Below are 15439 nucleotides of genomic sequence, written 5' to 3' on the forward strand. Positions count from 1 at the left end.
TTCGTTTCTTTTCGGCTCTAGTTTTCCGTCCAGAAGGTGACGGTTGCTAGGGCCGATTCTTTTTCGCCTAGTTTTTCGGTCAGTAGGGTGCGGATTTCCTGCACAAAGTTTTGGCTGCCGGCTACCCAGTAGCGTTTTTCTTTCCCGAGGGTGCTCAGGCCGGGTTCGCTTTCAATCTCGGTCAGGATTTCTTTTAGGCGGCTTTCGGTGTCTTGGTGTGGTCGGATCCAGTCGGTGTGGGTGTCGGGGACTTGACGACGGTCAGCCTTGTGGGGGATTTTTCCAATCAGGACGGGGGCTTGAAGTGCGATGGCGGCGGGGATGGCTGCCGGGTCCACGATTGCGATTGCCGGGTTGGGGTACTGGTATAGCTGGGTTAGGGTGTGGTTTCCGGAGGCTAGTTTTAGTTTGATTTGGTTTCCGGTGCTGGTGCGGGCTGCCCAGGCGGCTCCGGGTCCGGCGGTGACGTCTTCGGCGGCGGTAACTTTTGGGGGCAGGGACGTGAGCCCGATTTCGGGGTGGTCGCTGGTTGCGGGGGCGTACATCATGTCCGCCATGGGGTTGGCGGATGGTTCAGGCTCAACTAGGGTGCTGCTAAGTCCGGTGACCCCGTAGCGGGCCATTTGGTCGTGTACTACCACGTCCAGGGCGATGCGGGGGCCGTTCGCAGATTCTTGTACCTGCGCGATGGTGTAGGTGCGTTCAGCGGGGCTTTCCCCGGTTTGGGGGAGCTGTAGTTGTACGGGCCAGCCCGCCTGGAGTTTTTGTACTGCAGGTTGCTGCTCGGGTGAAACTTGGCCGGCAGACGACTGGGTGGGTGTCAGTTCGGCGGGTAGTTGCAGCCACACGCGTTGGAAGATTCGGCTGAAGCGCTGAACTCTTTGGACTCGGGCGGTTTGTTCGGGGCCCCAGTTCAGGTCTAGTTCACTCATGTGTTTGTGGTTCCTCTACGTTTGGTTTAGCGGGGTTCTTGATCCAGATGGCGGTGGTGGGCGGCAGTCCCCCACCGTGACTTTCTAGGTATTTTCCTAGGTCTTCCCGCGGCTGTACCTGGTCTGAGGCCACTAGGACTTCTTCTGCCCCACTGGCGTCCAGAGCAGCAAAAAGGTCACCGGTAGGTAGTAGGTTTTCGCCCATGTTGATGAGTACTTGGACGTCCCCATTTTGGACGGCCAGTACCCACCGCTCCCCTAGCTTCTGGTCTTGGTCGACCCACTGGATGCCGGGCTGGCCAGCTGCGACCCGTCCCAGGTGGTGGGTCTTGCGGACTTTTAGGGCTTGGCGGTACAGGTTAAGGGTTGAGTTTTGGTCCTTTTCTTGGGCCGAGGCCGCGTACTCACCCCAGTATTCGGGTTGCGGTAGCCACGGTTGGCAGTCCGCCCCGGTGATGGTGAAGCCGTAACTGGGCCCTTCGGGTTGCCATGGGAGGGGGACGCGGGCTCCGTCGCGCCCTCGGGCCCGATAGTTGGAGCGGTACCAGGTGGGGTCTTGGCGGGCTTCGTCGGGCAGGGTGGTGTGTTCGGGTAGGCCGAGTTCTTCGCCTTGGTAGATGTAGGAGGCGCCGGGTAGTCCTAGCATGAAGAGGGATAGGGCCCGGGCGCGGGCTAAGCCGAGCCCAGTGTCGGGTTGTGGGTTATCGACGCCGATCCCACCGGCGGGGTCAAAGCCGCAGTCGGCCTGGTAGGCGAAGCGAGTGGCATGCCGGACAACGTCGTGGTTGGACAAGACCCAGGTGGTGGGGGCGCCGACTCGGTCATTGGCCTGGCTGGAGGCGGTCATAGCTGCGCGCAGGGCGGGGGCGTCCCAGCCGGCAGCGAGGAAGGCAAAGTTGAAGGCTTGGTGTAGTTCACCGGGGGCCGTGTAGGCGGCGAATCTTTCGGCGGGTTCAACCCAGGCTTCGGCTACCGCGCACTTATTGCCCGCGTAGCCAGCTAGGAGCTTGTGCCAGCGTTTGAAGATCTGGTGTACGCCGGGCTGATCAAAGTAGGGGGCGATGTTGGAGCCGCCGGGTGGGGTGGCTAGCGCTCCGGGGGCCGTGGGGGTGGCCGTCTCACTATCGGAGGCCGTGGGGCTGGCCGCTTCACTATCTGGGACGCCGGATGCGGGCCCGGAATTTTCCGGGTGTTCGTTGGCGGATAGTTGTTCTGAGAGTGCTGCCCCACTGCCGTCCTCACCGGCGTCGGCGTAGCGGTCGGGGCCGATTTCGTCATCGGGTAGTCCGGGGGCTTTGACCATGCCGTGGGCAACGTCGATGCGGAAGCCGTCAACACCACGGTCGCACCAGAATTTGAGGACTCGATCGAAGTAGGCGGGCACTTCCGGGTTGTCCCAGTTCAGGTCTGGTTGGGTGACGTCGAAGAGGTGTAGGTAGTACCAGCCTTCGTCTACGGGATTACCGGTGTGTGGGAAGACTGGTTCCCAGGCAGGCCCACCAAAGATGGAGCCCCAGTTGTTGGGGGTGCCTTCGGGCTGGTAGCGGAAGATGTAGCGTTCACGTTCGGCACTTCCGGGTCCGGCAGCTAGGGCCGCTTGGAACCATTCGTGTTGGTCGGAGGTGTGGTTGGGGACGATATCGCACATGATTTTGATCCCTAGGGCGTGCGCGCCGGCCACCAGCAGGTCAAAGTCTTCTAGGGTTCCGAAGGTGGGGTTGATATCGCAGTAGTCTGAGACGTCGTAGCCGGCGTCTTTTTGCGGTGAGGGGTAGAAGGGGCTGAGCCAGATTGCGTCTACTCCCAGTGCGGCCAGGTAGTCGAGTTTTTCGATTACGCCGGGCAGGTCGCCCATGCCGTCCTCGTTCGCGTCGGCGAAGGAGCGCGGATAGACCTGATAGATCACGGCTTCGCGCCACCAGCCGTCCCAGTCGTCACGGGTCACCCCATGGTGGGTTTGGGTACCCCGGTTTAGGGTTGCAGTGTCTGAGATCCCGCGGGTCTTGAGGTCAGAGTTCGCGGCTTTGCGCTCTTGCTGGGCGGCTTCTTGGCTGGGTTCGTTTCGGAACATGCTCATGTATTTAGGATAAGGGACAAGCAGACACAACCCCCACCGGGTGACATTGGATGTGTACGGTGGGGGTTGTGGATACTGAGTTTTGGTGACCTAGGGGGAAACCTGTGGCTTTCCCTTTTGGCTTTTGGCCCGAGGGCGCTGACTAGCCTGCTAGGAGGCCAGCTTCAACGAGGACGGCGCGCACGTTTTCGACGTTCTGTCCTTCTAGGGCCTTAACGGGTTCAGGCATGCGGTTGGAGTTGAAGACACCCAGTAGGTTGAGGGCGGTCTTGAACGCACCAACGCCTGCACCGTAGCCGGCTACCCCGGAGGTAACGGTGACAATGCGCATGAGGGCAGCTAGACGATCCTGTTCGGCACGTACAGCATTCCAGTCACCGGCCTGGTAGGCGTTCCACTGGCGGACGTAACCTTCGGGGTCAATGTTACCTAGGCCGGGGACGGAGCCGTCGGCACCGGACATGTAGGCACCGTCGACGACGACCTCGTGACCGGTGAGGATCACTAGGGGGTGGCCGGCCTTCTGGTTGGCCATGGTGAGGAAGCGGAAGGAGACGTCGTCACCAGAGGAGTCCTTTACGCCGGCTAGGACGCCGTCTAGACCTAGGCGGATGAGCATGTCGCCGGGAAGTTTGGTGTGTACGCAGACGGGGATGTCGTAGGCGAACATGGGTAGGTCCACGGCGGCGTGGACTAGGCGGAAGTGCTGTTCGACCTCGACGTTGGAGCCTAGGGCGTAGAAGGGGGCGGTGACGACGATGGCGTCAGCGCCTAGTTCCTGGGCGACCTTGGCGTGTTCAATGACGCGGTTGGTTTCGGTGTCGATGCAGCCCACTAGGACAGGGACGCGACCGGCGGTAATGCGGATGGAGTTTTCGATGATTTCACGACGGCGAGCGTCAGTGGAGAAGACTACTTCACCAGAGGAACCTAGGATGAATAGGCCATTAACACCAGCGTGGATCATACGGTTAATGGAGCGTTCTAGGCTTTCTACGTCTAGCTGTCCGTCAGCGGTGAGCGGAGTAACTACCGGGGGAATTACCCCACGAAATTTGCTGTTCATGATGTTCTTTCATCTTTGAGTTGTTAGTTTTACCGTTCCGGTTGGCGCCGAGGACGCTTTGCCGGGTTTCTGGCATACCTAAAGCGTACTGGTATTTTTTCTAACTGGCTAGGTACTTGGCTGTGGTGTTTTTATCTGGCCAAAATTTTGATTTTGGGCAACAAAAAACCCGGAAGTTTTTCTTCCGGGTGATTTTGAAACTGTGGCGCGCTCGAAGGGACTCGAACCCCCAACCTTCTGATCCGTAGTCAGATGCTCTATCCATTGAGCTACGAGCGCAGGCTTGTTAACTGAAGTCAACAAATGAATACTATACGCATTTCGTGTGGCGCCGGCAAATTTAGAACCGGTTATGTGTACCACAACCTTTTAGCTGCGTAGTTTTATCGCCCCCGGGACGATCTGGAAGTCAACGCGCTCCCCTCGCTCCAGGGGGATAATCTCCCCGTCTACACAAAGGTAGGCGGAACCCAGCATGTTTAAGGTGAGGGAGCGCCCTCGCCAAGCCCGAACGTAGCGACGCTGCCGCAGGTGCGTGTGCATAAAAATGGTGGGCAGCAGGCTCAGTAGGCGCAGTTTGGAAATATTGGTGATCAGGCAGATATCTAGCTGCCCGTCGTCTAGGCGCGCGTCAGGGAGGATCTCAAACCCGCCCCCGTAGAAGCGCCCATTACAGACGGCGAGGAGGCACAGGTCGCGTTTTTGACCGCCCCAGCCGGCGCGTTCGGGCAGGTTTTCGGGAAGTTGCACGGTCGGTGCCCGGAAGGAAACCAGGGCGGTAATCAGGCCGATTACGTAAGCCCAGTGGGAGCGGACCTTGAGTTTGATCTGGTTCGTGTGGTGCGCGACTAGGGAGTCGAAGCCGACGGAGGCGCTGTTCATGAAGACGTTCCCGTTGGCTAGGCCGTAGTCCAGGGGGTGCTCGTGACCCAGGTGCAGTTGCACCAGGGCTTCGCGTAGGTTCTTGGGTAGGTTTAGGCCGCCGGCCATGTCGTTACCGGTGCCGGCGGGGATGACGCCTAGGGTGCCCTGTTTGGCTTCGATGAGGCCGCGGCAGACCTCGTTGACGGTGCCGTCACCGCCAACGGCGACCACTACATCCCAGTTGGGGGCGGCCGCTTGGGCGAGTTCGGTGGCGTGACCGGGCGCTTCGGTTAGTTGGATTTCATATTCGGGTAGTTCCCAAGAGCGGTTGGGATCGTTTTCGGCGTCCTGATAGAACGCCCGGATGTGCTCGGGCGTTTTTGCGGCTTTGCCACCATTGGCGGCCGGGTTCACGATATACAGGTAACGCACGCGGTCTAAGATACCAGTGAAATCCGGAACCCGGGACTAAAGTGGGGTTTTATCCCCATTAGGGAAAAGTAAAACCCCGGTATTTCAACGAATACCGGGGCATTGGCGGAGACGATGGGATTTGAACCCATGAGGGACTTTCATGGCCCCTACTCCCTTAGCAGGGGAGCGCCTTCGGCCGCTCGGCCACGTCTCCTATGCCAACCTAGGTTAGCACCCGTAAAGAATACACAATCCTATACTCTTGTACAAGCTCAGGCATAGAATTGGAGTCAACACCATAGGCCCGTTTATACACAATTTTAGATTTCCACCATACGGGCACGTGAGGATAAAACTTTCAGTTCGTCCTGGTAGTCTTATCAACATGCAAAAGGCAGTGAACGAAGGAAATACTCCAATTCCAATCATCGATCTTTTCTCTGGCCCCGGAGGCTTGGGAGAGGGTTTTATGGCCTTAAGGGACGAGTATGGAAATAGGGCATTTAAAATTTTAATGTCTGTAGAAAGAGATCCAAACGCTCACAAGACGCTTAGACTTCGTTCTTTCTATCGTCGTATCCTCGACAAAAATAAGGGAAAAGCCCCGAAAGAATACATCGAATACACTCTTGATCCCTCTGAGAAAAACTTTGATAAATTAACCGCCAAATATGCGAATGAATATAAGCAGGCTGAGGATGAGACGCTTTGCGAAGCCTTGGAAGAGGGAAATGACGCCCACGTCAACGAAGCTCTAAAACGACTTGAAAACTATCCGAATTCCCCGACGGTTCTAATCGGCGGTCCGCCATGTCAAGCCTATTCGCTGGTTGGACGTGCCAGACGCACTAACGAAGACCGCGAATCATTCGAAAATGATGAGCGTCAGACGCTCTACCGCTGCTATTTGAGATTCATTGAGAAAATCCAACCAGATATTTTCGTAATGGAAAATGTCAAAGGCATGCTAAGTGCGACCAGAAAATCTCAAAAGATTTTCTCTCTTATCAAGGGAGATATGGAAGCACTTGGTTACCAATTACACTCTCTTTCTACCGAGTCCCCTTCCTCCCCACTTGATTATCTAATTAAGTCAGAAAAATACGGAATCCCTCAAGCTCGCCATCGAGTCATTTTGGTTGGAACTAAGATAAGTAAACGCACAGAAATTGCTTGTTTAAAGCCCCAAAAAATGACAACGGTAAATGATGCAATTGGTGATCTTCCAAAACTTGGTGGGGAATTCTCGCGCCGAAATCACCCTGGATTCTCTTCACGAAATAAGTTCCTCTCAGAAGCACAAGAAAGACTTCTATCTGCCGTAAGAGATGACAAGGTAAAAGAGTACTTAGAGACGCTTGTCTTCGACGAGAACGAACGACCGATTAAATCTTCAACAAAACTCGAGAAACCTTCAATTTATCAACGATGGTATGAAGGAGGGTTCAAAAAACAAACAATCGTTCTTAACCACGACACTAGAGCCCATATGGCTAAGGATTACGAACGGTATTTATTCGCTAGCGCTTTTACGCAGGTGCACGATAGATCTGCCAATCTCTATGATTTTCCTACCTATCTCCTTCCTGAGCACAAGAACGTTTTAGGGATTGAATCAGGTAAAGAGATTATTTTCCCTGACCGGTTCCGCGTCCAGGTTAGTAACAAACCCTCAACAACTGTTACAGCCCATATCTCCAAGGACGGTCACTATTTTATCCATCCCGATGCCTCCCAAGCCCGGAGTCTAACGGTTCGCGAAGCAGCCAGACTCCAAACTTTCCCGGACGATTACTACTTCGAAGGCGGAAGAACCTCCGCATTCCAACAAGTTGGAAATGCGGTCCCCCCTCTTCTAGCAAATCAGATTGCCAAGATTCTAATAGATAATTTGAATACTAACTCATAGGTAATTTTCAGAAAATACTCCAAAACTAAATAAGGAATCTTTCAAAATTACTTGGAATTCTAGGCAGATTTTCAGAGATTTTACCCCAGCACTGTTCCTTTTTAGCCCATTCGGTTACGTTTCTATACCCTTTTTCAGGATTCAAAAGAATGTGATGTGCAATCTCTCCACAAGTTAAAATAAACTTCCTAAAATCCTCAGGTACCTCCTGCCTTTCCCAGATGTTCATAAAGTTTATTTTTTTACCAACTCGTTGGGCAGCTGCGTTTATTAATCCAATTGTGAGCGGTACATGCTGGGCAAGATATCCCCCAGTTTCATACCATGTCGCATGACCGACGACGTCCCTAACTGCATCGAAGATTAGTTTCTTGGCAATGAGCTCTCGGTAGAAATCATCATCAAATATTTCCGGATTTTCATCCCATTCTTTAGAAATAAGATCCGCAAAAAATAGGAAATTTTTCTCTGCACCTAGGTTTACCTTATACCCCTCATCGGTCCAAGAAACGTAGTATTTTGCTAGATCTGTCTTCGTAAATTTCTGATCTTTAGGAAACTCAGATTCAAACTCTCTTCTTGCAACTCTTCCTTTAAGACGTGTTTTTTCGGAGTCGTACTGACCTCTTGTCCGTTCATAGAACCACTTTCTTGGTAGGAACCCTTCGGATGCAACCAGCGGCAAAATCCTTCTAGAACACTGTTCAAACCAAATATGAAATTTATGATTAGAAAAGAAATCAGCGTTTTGAATTTTGTTTTGACTATTGGCATACCGAGAGATTAAAGGAACTAGTTCTGTAGTTTTCTCAGGGCTTACCACAGTTAATTTCATCTGAACGAATACTGACTCAATATTTTCCCGAAGTTTTAGATCACTAAAAGCACTATAAATTGAGGCTGTCGTCTGACCACCGTTCACAATTTGGAAATTACTAAACGCCTCAATCCGACCTACCGAAGCATTCGATTCTGAGTTTACAAAAACCACTTCATCAGCAGTCGCGGTGATTCCATTGTTAAATAATAAGAATCTCTCTGGTTCTTCAGTGATTGTTCGTCTAATACCCTTATTAACATTAGTTCTATTCTGAAGAAATAATCTTACGTTCTGTTCAAGCAGCTGATTATGCCAATCTTCATAAAGTCTTGCTAATAACAAACCAGGTACGGCAGCCAAATATACGACACTATCTTCGCTCCCCTGATCAACTCTAAGAGCAGAAATATATTCGCTTTCTTCAAGAATGATATCTATCGGCTCACGTTCTTGATCAGAAGAGCGCCATTGGGTCCATCTCTTTAGATCCCATACGTCGACTACGACTGGTAAGCCATCTATCTCCGACAAATTCGCCTTATGGACGTTTTTTCCTTTTGTCCTAGAAGTAAAGACAATAACTCTCAGTTCTGAAATCGAATCATTTGCCATCGCCTCCTGTATGGTCAATACCAAGTCGACAACAGCATTAGTATTTTCAATAGTAGGTAGAAAGTCGTTCTCATTAATGACTTTATGGAAAAACTCAACAGGTCGCGATGCAAGATCGTCTAGGTGTTTCTGGGTCAACGAGGCTTCAGTAGTGTTCCAGTCAGAAATAATTAAAGTCAAAGGCCCTTTGCCTTCAAGAAAATCTGGAGAGTCGTCGGGGGTTCCACAATATCCCGATACCAAGGTCCGATTCGGAGGGACATTTTCCAAGTGATGAACAGGAATAATAATAGGCAAGCGAACAGTCCCTTCTAGTTCCTCTTTCATTATGTTGAAAAAGGAATATGCAGGCAGACGCCCATCTTTCTCGACTCTTTTTAGAACTTCTTCTTTAAGAGAATTGAAATCCCCTTCTTTAAGCATTTTCGTTCCTCAAAATATTTGCCAATTCCATCATGTTGGTTTCAAAGTTCTTTAACCCGCCGAGCTCAAGATCATACGCGACAGCTCTGATTTCTGGGGGTATGGATCTCGGCGTAATTGCTGGAAACTGGTCTTCAACTTCAAAAACTTGATTCTCGTTGATCTTCCATTTCTCTTTATGCTTTTCCTCTAAGAAAAAACCATAATCAGCTAGTTTATTTTCGAACGCAATTCTCTCATGGATACCAATCATCCCGAATAAGTGTTCGATAATCTCATTTAGTGTCTTACCGTTGATTTCATCTTTGACAACCGAAAAAACCACTAGGAATAACCGTTCTTGGTTACTCTTCTCTAGTTGATGCTCCGAAGAAATACGAACTTTTTGGTAAGCTCCTCCCCTTTTTGTTTTTACCTCTACCAAGGTAGAGCCGAAGACAAAATCTTGATGATCTCCGGTACCACCAACCCATCCATCTATGAGCGAATAAGCAGCAATTCCTTGCTTGATGCCTTGTTCGATAAAGCTAATCTCTCCGATGAGACCTTTTTGCTTTTCAATTGATAATGCGCTGTTCTTTTCTTCAAAAAGACGTCGCCACTTGTAGAGGATACTTATAGTTAACGCTAGATAATCCTTTTCTTCAGCGTCCTGTAAAATACCACACAGGCTATAACAAAGCTCAGCAAAAACATCACGAACATCATTATTATTTAAAAGAATGTAAAGGATCCCTCGGACTTCATCATTGACAATTTTTAGCTGTGTGAAGGAAGGAATCTTAAGGTCTCGCTTTTCATCCTTATACTCAACTTTTATGCCTACTTTTCGTTCGTAGTCTTTAATCCAGTAACAAGCGATCCTTTTAGGATTTCGCTCCTTCGAGATCATATGGGTTTTTATTTCCGTTTTATTTTCAGCATCACCAAGAGTATCCCAAGGACTCATTGACGCTAAACTAGCAGATTGATTTCCCTCAGTTTTCATCTACCTGGTCCTCCACATCATTTGGCAAGGATGAGTTAACAACATAATGACTTTCCACAGTTACGTTAGTTGGAGGGAACATTATTGTCCATCCAATATACTGAGCTTCTTCGACCGCCAGACCGTTAATAGGATTTTTAAATTTCAACGGAAATAAGACCAAGACAGGCTCAGTAAAATGCCTTATAAATAGACTGTCTGGAGGGTTATTTCCCCCCGAATAATCCTTGCGTATCTCTTCATATTTCGACTGTTCGAGTCCAACGGCACCGATTCCACGACCACTCAACCTTCGGTTATCTCCAGACAGTAGGATTCCTCCACCGCTATCAGTACCAGGCGATCGAAGGGTCCACTTAATTCCGTTAAGATCGAATATAGGTTCTATTGAGCTGTTACTAAGAACAACCTGGCCACCCTTCCCTGATGCGATTAGAACTCGCCAGTACAGAGCTTCACCTACTAGATTCATCTTCCTAATTGCTGATGACAAAAGATTTGTCTGCGTCTTCGGTGAGTAGTTGTTCTCATTACGATAGTCATTCAGGAACGCCAAAATCCTTTCAACTGGAACATTCTGATAAATCCTTCCTGTAGTATTGGAAGTTCGAGCTGCCCCAGTTGTTCTACGCCTAGTTGAGTCTCTCAAATCGCGATTGTTTAGGGATATGTCTTGCTCAATATCATTTATTAGACGAATAAACGCACTTTCGTTTTCGTATTGCGTATCATGATCTTCGATAAAAGACAATGTTTCAAAAAGCTTGCAACTAACATCCAGTGAATCAAAGTAGTCTTTTGAACTCTTTTGTTTGTTAACACTCGTGATAATTAACCGGTCCGGATGCTTTCTAATCTTTAGCGCCAAGTCGCGAGGACGAATACCCCTTTGTACTAAATTTTCAATCTCGTCATATAGTTCGGCGACAACTCTCGTAATGTATTCATACCATCCCTGGGATTCCGCAGGTAACCAAATCCTACAGCGATGCTCATAACTCGCACGATACCCAAACCAGCGACACATCTGCATTAGAGTGTCATACGAACGAGAATTCCGGGCGAAATATGAAGTAACTAAACCCTCAAGGGTTAGACCTCGGGAAAGCGCATCTCCTCCAATGGCGATCACGTTGACTAGAGCATCATCTTCGTAAGTCAGTTCATCAGGAGAATCTCCATTGATTACAACTATTTTTATCGGATTCCTTGCGTTTTCCTTAGTGAATAAGCGAAGCAGTTCCAGAAGGTCAAAGCTTTCTTGATCCGAAATAAATTCTCGCTGCCAGAGACTAACCAGTCTTCTTAAGTACTGCTCATCAGACTCATCCTGCTGCAAGAAATCTTGCAATGATGAAGCCTCATTTACGGCGGATCGAATTTCATCAACCAATCCATCTAGGTAGTTTTTAAGTCTTCTAGAAATTTGTTCTTGAACTTGAACGAATCTACTTACATTGACCATCATGCTTCGATGTTTCGGCTTGTCAGAAGCCGACTCAATGGCAACATTTATCAAAAAATGGCAAATCGCATCTTTAATACAATCGGTTAACTTATTTGGAAGAATAAAATCTTTCGAGTGTTTCTGGGGAAGAATCTCTTCCAAGTGCGAGCGGCATAAATACTTATCATCCTCACCGCTAAAAACCTTATTTGCGCCGAAATATTCTTCAGAGCTTCGCATTAAAATGATGAAATCTTTGGGAAAAATATCCTCACCGTAAACTTCATCGTCAACATTCGCATTCACTAATACATTCGCAAAAGGAGTTGCGGTATAGCCAACATACGAATTGACGGGGAAACTGTCATGAGAAAGAATTTTTCTAATTAGACCATTAATTCTCGAAACATCTTCAGGGTTCCTACCGACGTTAATTGAAGCGTTGTCTGCCTCATCATCGATCAGAAGCAGAGGGTAAGCAATCTGTCCGCTATCACAGATCTTTAATACAGATGTCAAAGACTGGATATTCTTTTTGGTAACAAGAATGCTTCTTGAGCCATCAGAAAGTTTGGAAGTTGACGGAACAGAGTGATTATGCACATCACCCCAAGCAGTTGTAAATGAGAAGACAGACAGATTCTCTTTCCCGGCAGGCAGCAGCCCAACCCCGATTGGCTCCGCATTTCCAATACTTCCCCTCTGGGTCGAGCCGATGATCCCAGCATCTATCCGCTCTTGTGTTTGTTTTCTTAAGTTGTTATGGATACCCGAAAGAACGATGACCGATCGATAGCCAATATCAAAGGCCTTTGCTATCAAACCTATATAGTTAGCAGTTTTTCCTGATTGCACATCCGCGACAACGAGACCGCGAATTCGCTCACTTTTGGACTTAGGATCTGCCAGTTTAGTAACAATCTTTTCCGTTACTGCGTCAATAGAATCGATTGCTTTAGCCATTGAGCCATCTTGCTGAAGATAAGCACAATATCTAGAGAAGAATTCCGACCTATCTATAGGAGGTAGATTACGAGAATCGTCATCCTCGGCAATGATGAATGGAGACTTTTCAGAAAATGTCGTGTCAAATAGTTCTTCAGTTACTATCTGGATCGCACGTTCCTGATCCTCTGATGAGTCTGGGAAGAACGCCTCAGAAAAACGCCTTGTTTCCTTAATAATCTTATCCCTGCTGTAGTCTCCCGTACTTTCTAAACACGAAACTACAGATTCTTTAAGTCGTTTTTTTCTTTCCTCGAATGAAAGCATCATAAATCCTTGCCGCTATTTAATACTTTTTAGGCTAAGTAGTAATTTCTAATCATCGCGAAATGCCTTTTCGAAATAATCATCAATTACTTTTTTCTCCTTAGAACTTCTATTCGGAGTTACAAAATCTAAGCTCATACTTTGAGCAAAATTAAACAATGTGCCAACCGGTAGCGTATCCTCAATGATTTTTACCAAAGATTCAAAATTCTCTTGTTGCTCTTCATCAAGCGACTCATAGAAGAATGAGACTAATGGGCTTTCGAAGGCTAGTTTACAAGAAAGCAAGTTTCCGCTTGTCTGTACCTTCCAAACGCTATCCTTTGCGTGGTGCTTCCGTGCTGCCAAGTTAGGAACAAGCGCTTTCCTAGATCGAAGCGGAAAACTACTAATAAGCAATGCTATCTGGCTTTTAACATCGCTTGGCAACTGTGCAAATACCTTTTTTACATCAATTGTCCATTCATCGTCATTGGAGTTATCTATGTCAAGCTGAACTCTAGTTAACTGACTATCCGCACTCTTTGGATGAAGACCGAACCATGTTCCCCATTTAATCAAACGGTTCGCTCGGTAAAGAAAAAAGCCCTGATTGCGAATATATCCTCCAGGTAGAGCATATCGCTTGTACTCAACCTCTGAAGGAAATTTTTCCTTTTTCGGAATAGTGAAAACTTGCATTTTCACGCCCGGTTTTAGCTCTTCTAAAGGCTCGGGCTGCGTCGCAGTAAACCCACGACAAAATGGATCTATCGCAGAAATCGGATTTCCATTAAGGAAAATTTTTGTCTTCTTCTTCGCGCCTAGCCCTCTAATAGGACTGATAAAACGATGAAACACAAGACCGATATGAGATTCGAGTTTCTTAACAAAATCGGCCTTCTTCTTTCTATCAATACGATCTATATTCTGCCAAATGACGAGGGTTCCATGTTCTGGCATGCTCTCAAACTTAGGCAAGTTTGAAACATCATTTATCTCATCGATCACCCAATCATGATGTTTTTCGATTTGATCTAGATCCCAGCAAAAACAGGACGTAGCTTCTTCTTTCTTCGAAACGACGGTGAGCTTCCGACATTGCGAAAAACTGGCGGTTTTTAAACCTAATCCAAAACGTCCCAGATCGTCCGATTGTCTTTCTAATCTTGGATCAGAACTACCAAAACGCATTGCCTCTAAAAGCTCAGAACGTGTGAGCCCCGTTCCATTATCAGTAACTGTGAGGGTTAAGTTACCATCAAAAATATAAAGAGAAATCTTGATCTCGGAAGCACCAGCAGAAATCGAATTGTCAATAATATCGGAAACAGCCGTTTCAAACGAATAGCCTATATCACGAAGACTCTCGATCAGGATATTGGGATGTGGCTCAAGCTTCATTGCACTCTTTCGTTGTATTTCTAGCTGAAATATACCTCACAAAGTGTCTAAACTTCAAAATTTGGTAACCAGAAAATTAGCAAACAAAACCCCGGTATTCCAACGAATACCGGGGTTAGTGGCGGAGAGTAAGGGATTCGAACCCTTGGTACGGGGTTGCCGTACAATGGTTTTCAAGACCATCTCCTTCGGCCACTCGGACAACTCTCCAAGTCAACCTGCTACCAAAGTGAGCCCGCCAGTAAAGCCGGCAAAGCGCCCTCGGGAACAAAGTCGAAGATTATTTTAGCGTATCCAAGCCATAACGTCCTAAGATCGCCTGTACCCACGCGGGCACGCCATCATCCGCGACGGTCCCCGCACGCACCTCGGCCTGGTCAACCACACCCTGCGGGGCATCCCCCATCGCCACGCCACAGCTAGCCCACTGCAGCATTTGCACGTCATTCCAACCATCGCCAAACGCAAAAGTGCCACGCTCAGGCAAACCCAAACGCACACGAAGCTCCTCCAAAGCGGTGCCCTTATTCACACCCTTCGGGGCCATATCAAGCAGCGAAATCGGGCCCACCGTATAGGTCACCCAATGCAACCCAAGGTCCTCGGCAATCTGCTCCAAACCGTCAGTATTAACCTTCGGGCGCCGAGCCATCACCCGGATCACCGGCTCATCCAGCATCTCCTCTAGGGGACAAATGATCTGCTCGCCCGTCATCTCACCCGGGCCAAAAGGTGCGGTCACCTTCGAATACTTACCCGCGACCTCGACCGCCAACTCGCCCTCCGTGAGGACCTCATTCAAAGCCAGCAGAGCCTCACGCGGGGTGAACTCATGACGGCTAACCTCCGTCAACTGCAGTGGCGCCACCGAATCGACCCGCATCGTCAACGCCCCGTTCGCGCACACCAGGTAATCGCCCGGCTCACACGCCATCACGCACAAGGCTTCCATGCCCCGCAAACCACGCCCCGACGCAATCACCACCGTCACACCCGCCTCTCGCAAAGCGCGGAAAGCCCGCATCATGCGCGGGGACAAGGTGCCATCAACCTGCACGATCGTCCCGTCAATATCCAGGGCAACCATCAGTTCATGCGGGTCGGCAGGTAGGTTCGCGGGCAGGTCCTGGCGGGCCCGCATTACCAAATCAACAAAACTTCCCGAGGGCGCTCCCGGCGCGGCCTGGTGCGAAAAAGCGGCTAACTGTTCGATCTGATTATCCGCCATGGCG

The 15439-nt window shown here is 49.2% G+C and carries 10 protein-coding genes and 3 tRNA genes; 1 reads left to right on the plus strand and 12 read right to left on the minus strand.

The annotated features are described in order from the left end of the window. Positions 1–17 precede the first annotated feature (17 nt). The 6 genes from BSR28_RS01745 to BSR28_RS01770 all read right to left on the minus strand — a co-directional run bounded on the left by BSR28_RS01745 (position 18) and on the right by BSR28_RS01770 (position 5567). The gene (locus BSR28_RS01745) at positions 18–932 is read right to left on the minus strand and encodes an SIP domain-containing protein (RefSeq protein WP_073713167.1); all 915 of its coding nucleotides are present in this window, start codon (positions 930–932) and stop codon (positions 18–20) included. Next, positions 925–3009 carry a glycoside hydrolase family 13 protein gene (locus tag BSR28_RS01750; RefSeq protein ID WP_073713168.1) on the minus strand — a complete coding sequence of 695 codons (2085 nt, stop codon included), beginning with the start codon at positions 3007–3009 and terminating at the stop codon, positions 925–927. The genes BSR28_RS01745 and BSR28_RS01750 overlap by 8 nt, the downstream gene beginning before the upstream one ends. A 142-nt stretch (positions 3010–3151) precedes the next feature. Then, a complete protein-coding gene (locus BSR28_RS01755; RefSeq protein WP_073713169.1) occupies positions 3152–4075 on the minus strand; it encodes a dihydrodipicolinate synthase family protein in 924 nt (307 codons plus the stop codon). 203 nt (positions 4076–4278) lie between these two features. Continuing rightward, positions 4279–4354, minus strand: a tRNA-Arg gene (locus BSR28_RS01760). 90 nt (positions 4355–4444) lie between these two features. Beyond that, positions 4445–5371 carry a diacylglycerol/lipid kinase family protein gene (locus BSR28_RS01765; RefSeq protein WP_073713170.1) on the minus strand — a complete coding sequence of 309 codons (927 nt, stop codon included), beginning with the start codon at positions 5369–5371 and terminating at the stop codon, positions 4445–4447. Positions 5372–5474: 103 nt separating this feature from the next. Further along, positions 5475–5567: transfer RNA gene (locus BSR28_RS01770), tRNA-Ser, on the minus strand. A 171-nt stretch (positions 5568–5738) separates the two neighbouring features. Here BSR28_RS01770 and BSR28_RS01775 point away from each other — a divergent pair. After that, positions 5739–7262 (plus strand): DNA cytosine methyltransferase, encoded by a 1524-nt coding sequence (locus BSR28_RS01775; protein WP_083562865.1) that lies wholly within the window; start codon positions 5739–5741, stop codon positions 7260–7262. Positions 7263–7287: 25 nt separating this feature from the next. On the opposite strand, the gene BSR28_RS01780 is transcribed toward BSR28_RS01775, so the two are convergent. The 6 genes from BSR28_RS01780 to BSR28_RS01805 all read right to left on the minus strand — a co-directional run bounded on the left by BSR28_RS01780 (position 7288) and on the right by BSR28_RS01805 (position 15435). After that, positions 7288–9117 (minus strand): AIPR family protein, encoded by a 1830-nt coding sequence (locus BSR28_RS01780; protein WP_073713171.1) that lies wholly within the window; start codon positions 9115–9117, stop codon positions 7288–7290. After that, positions 9110–10105 (minus strand): PD-(D/E)XK motif protein, encoded by a 996-nt coding sequence (locus BSR28_RS01785; RefSeq protein ID WP_073713172.1) that lies wholly within the window; start codon positions 10103–10105, stop codon positions 9110–9112. The genes BSR28_RS01780 and BSR28_RS01785 overlap by 8 nt, the downstream gene beginning before the upstream one ends. Next, entirely contained in the window at positions 10095–12827 is a 2733-nt protein-coding gene (locus tag BSR28_RS01790) for a Z1 domain-containing protein (RefSeq protein ID WP_083562867.1), read from the minus strand. Before BSR28_RS01790 ends, BSR28_RS01785 begins: the two co-directional genes overlap by 11 nt. A gap of 45 nt (positions 12828–12872) precedes the next feature. After that, on the minus strand, positions 12873–14207 hold the full coding sequence (locus tag BSR28_RS01795) for an ATP-binding protein (protein WP_073713174.1): 1335 nt from the start codon (positions 14205–14207) through the stop codon (positions 12873–12875). Between the two features lie 119 nt (positions 14208–14326). Beyond that, positions 14327–14417 (minus strand) — tRNA-Ser (locus BSR28_RS01800). A 70-nt stretch (positions 14418–14487) separates the two neighbouring features. After that, positions 14488–15435 (minus strand): HAD family hydrolase, encoded by a 948-nt coding sequence (locus BSR28_RS01805; RefSeq protein ID WP_143237535.1) that lies wholly within the window; start codon positions 15433–15435, stop codon positions 14488–14490. Between the last annotated feature and the right edge of the window lie 4 nt (positions 15436–15439).

This window comes from Boudabousia liubingyangii (assembly GCF_001907245.1).
GTDB lineage: Bacteria > Actinomycetota > Actinomycetes > Actinomycetales > Actinomycetaceae > Boudabousia > Boudabousia liubingyangii.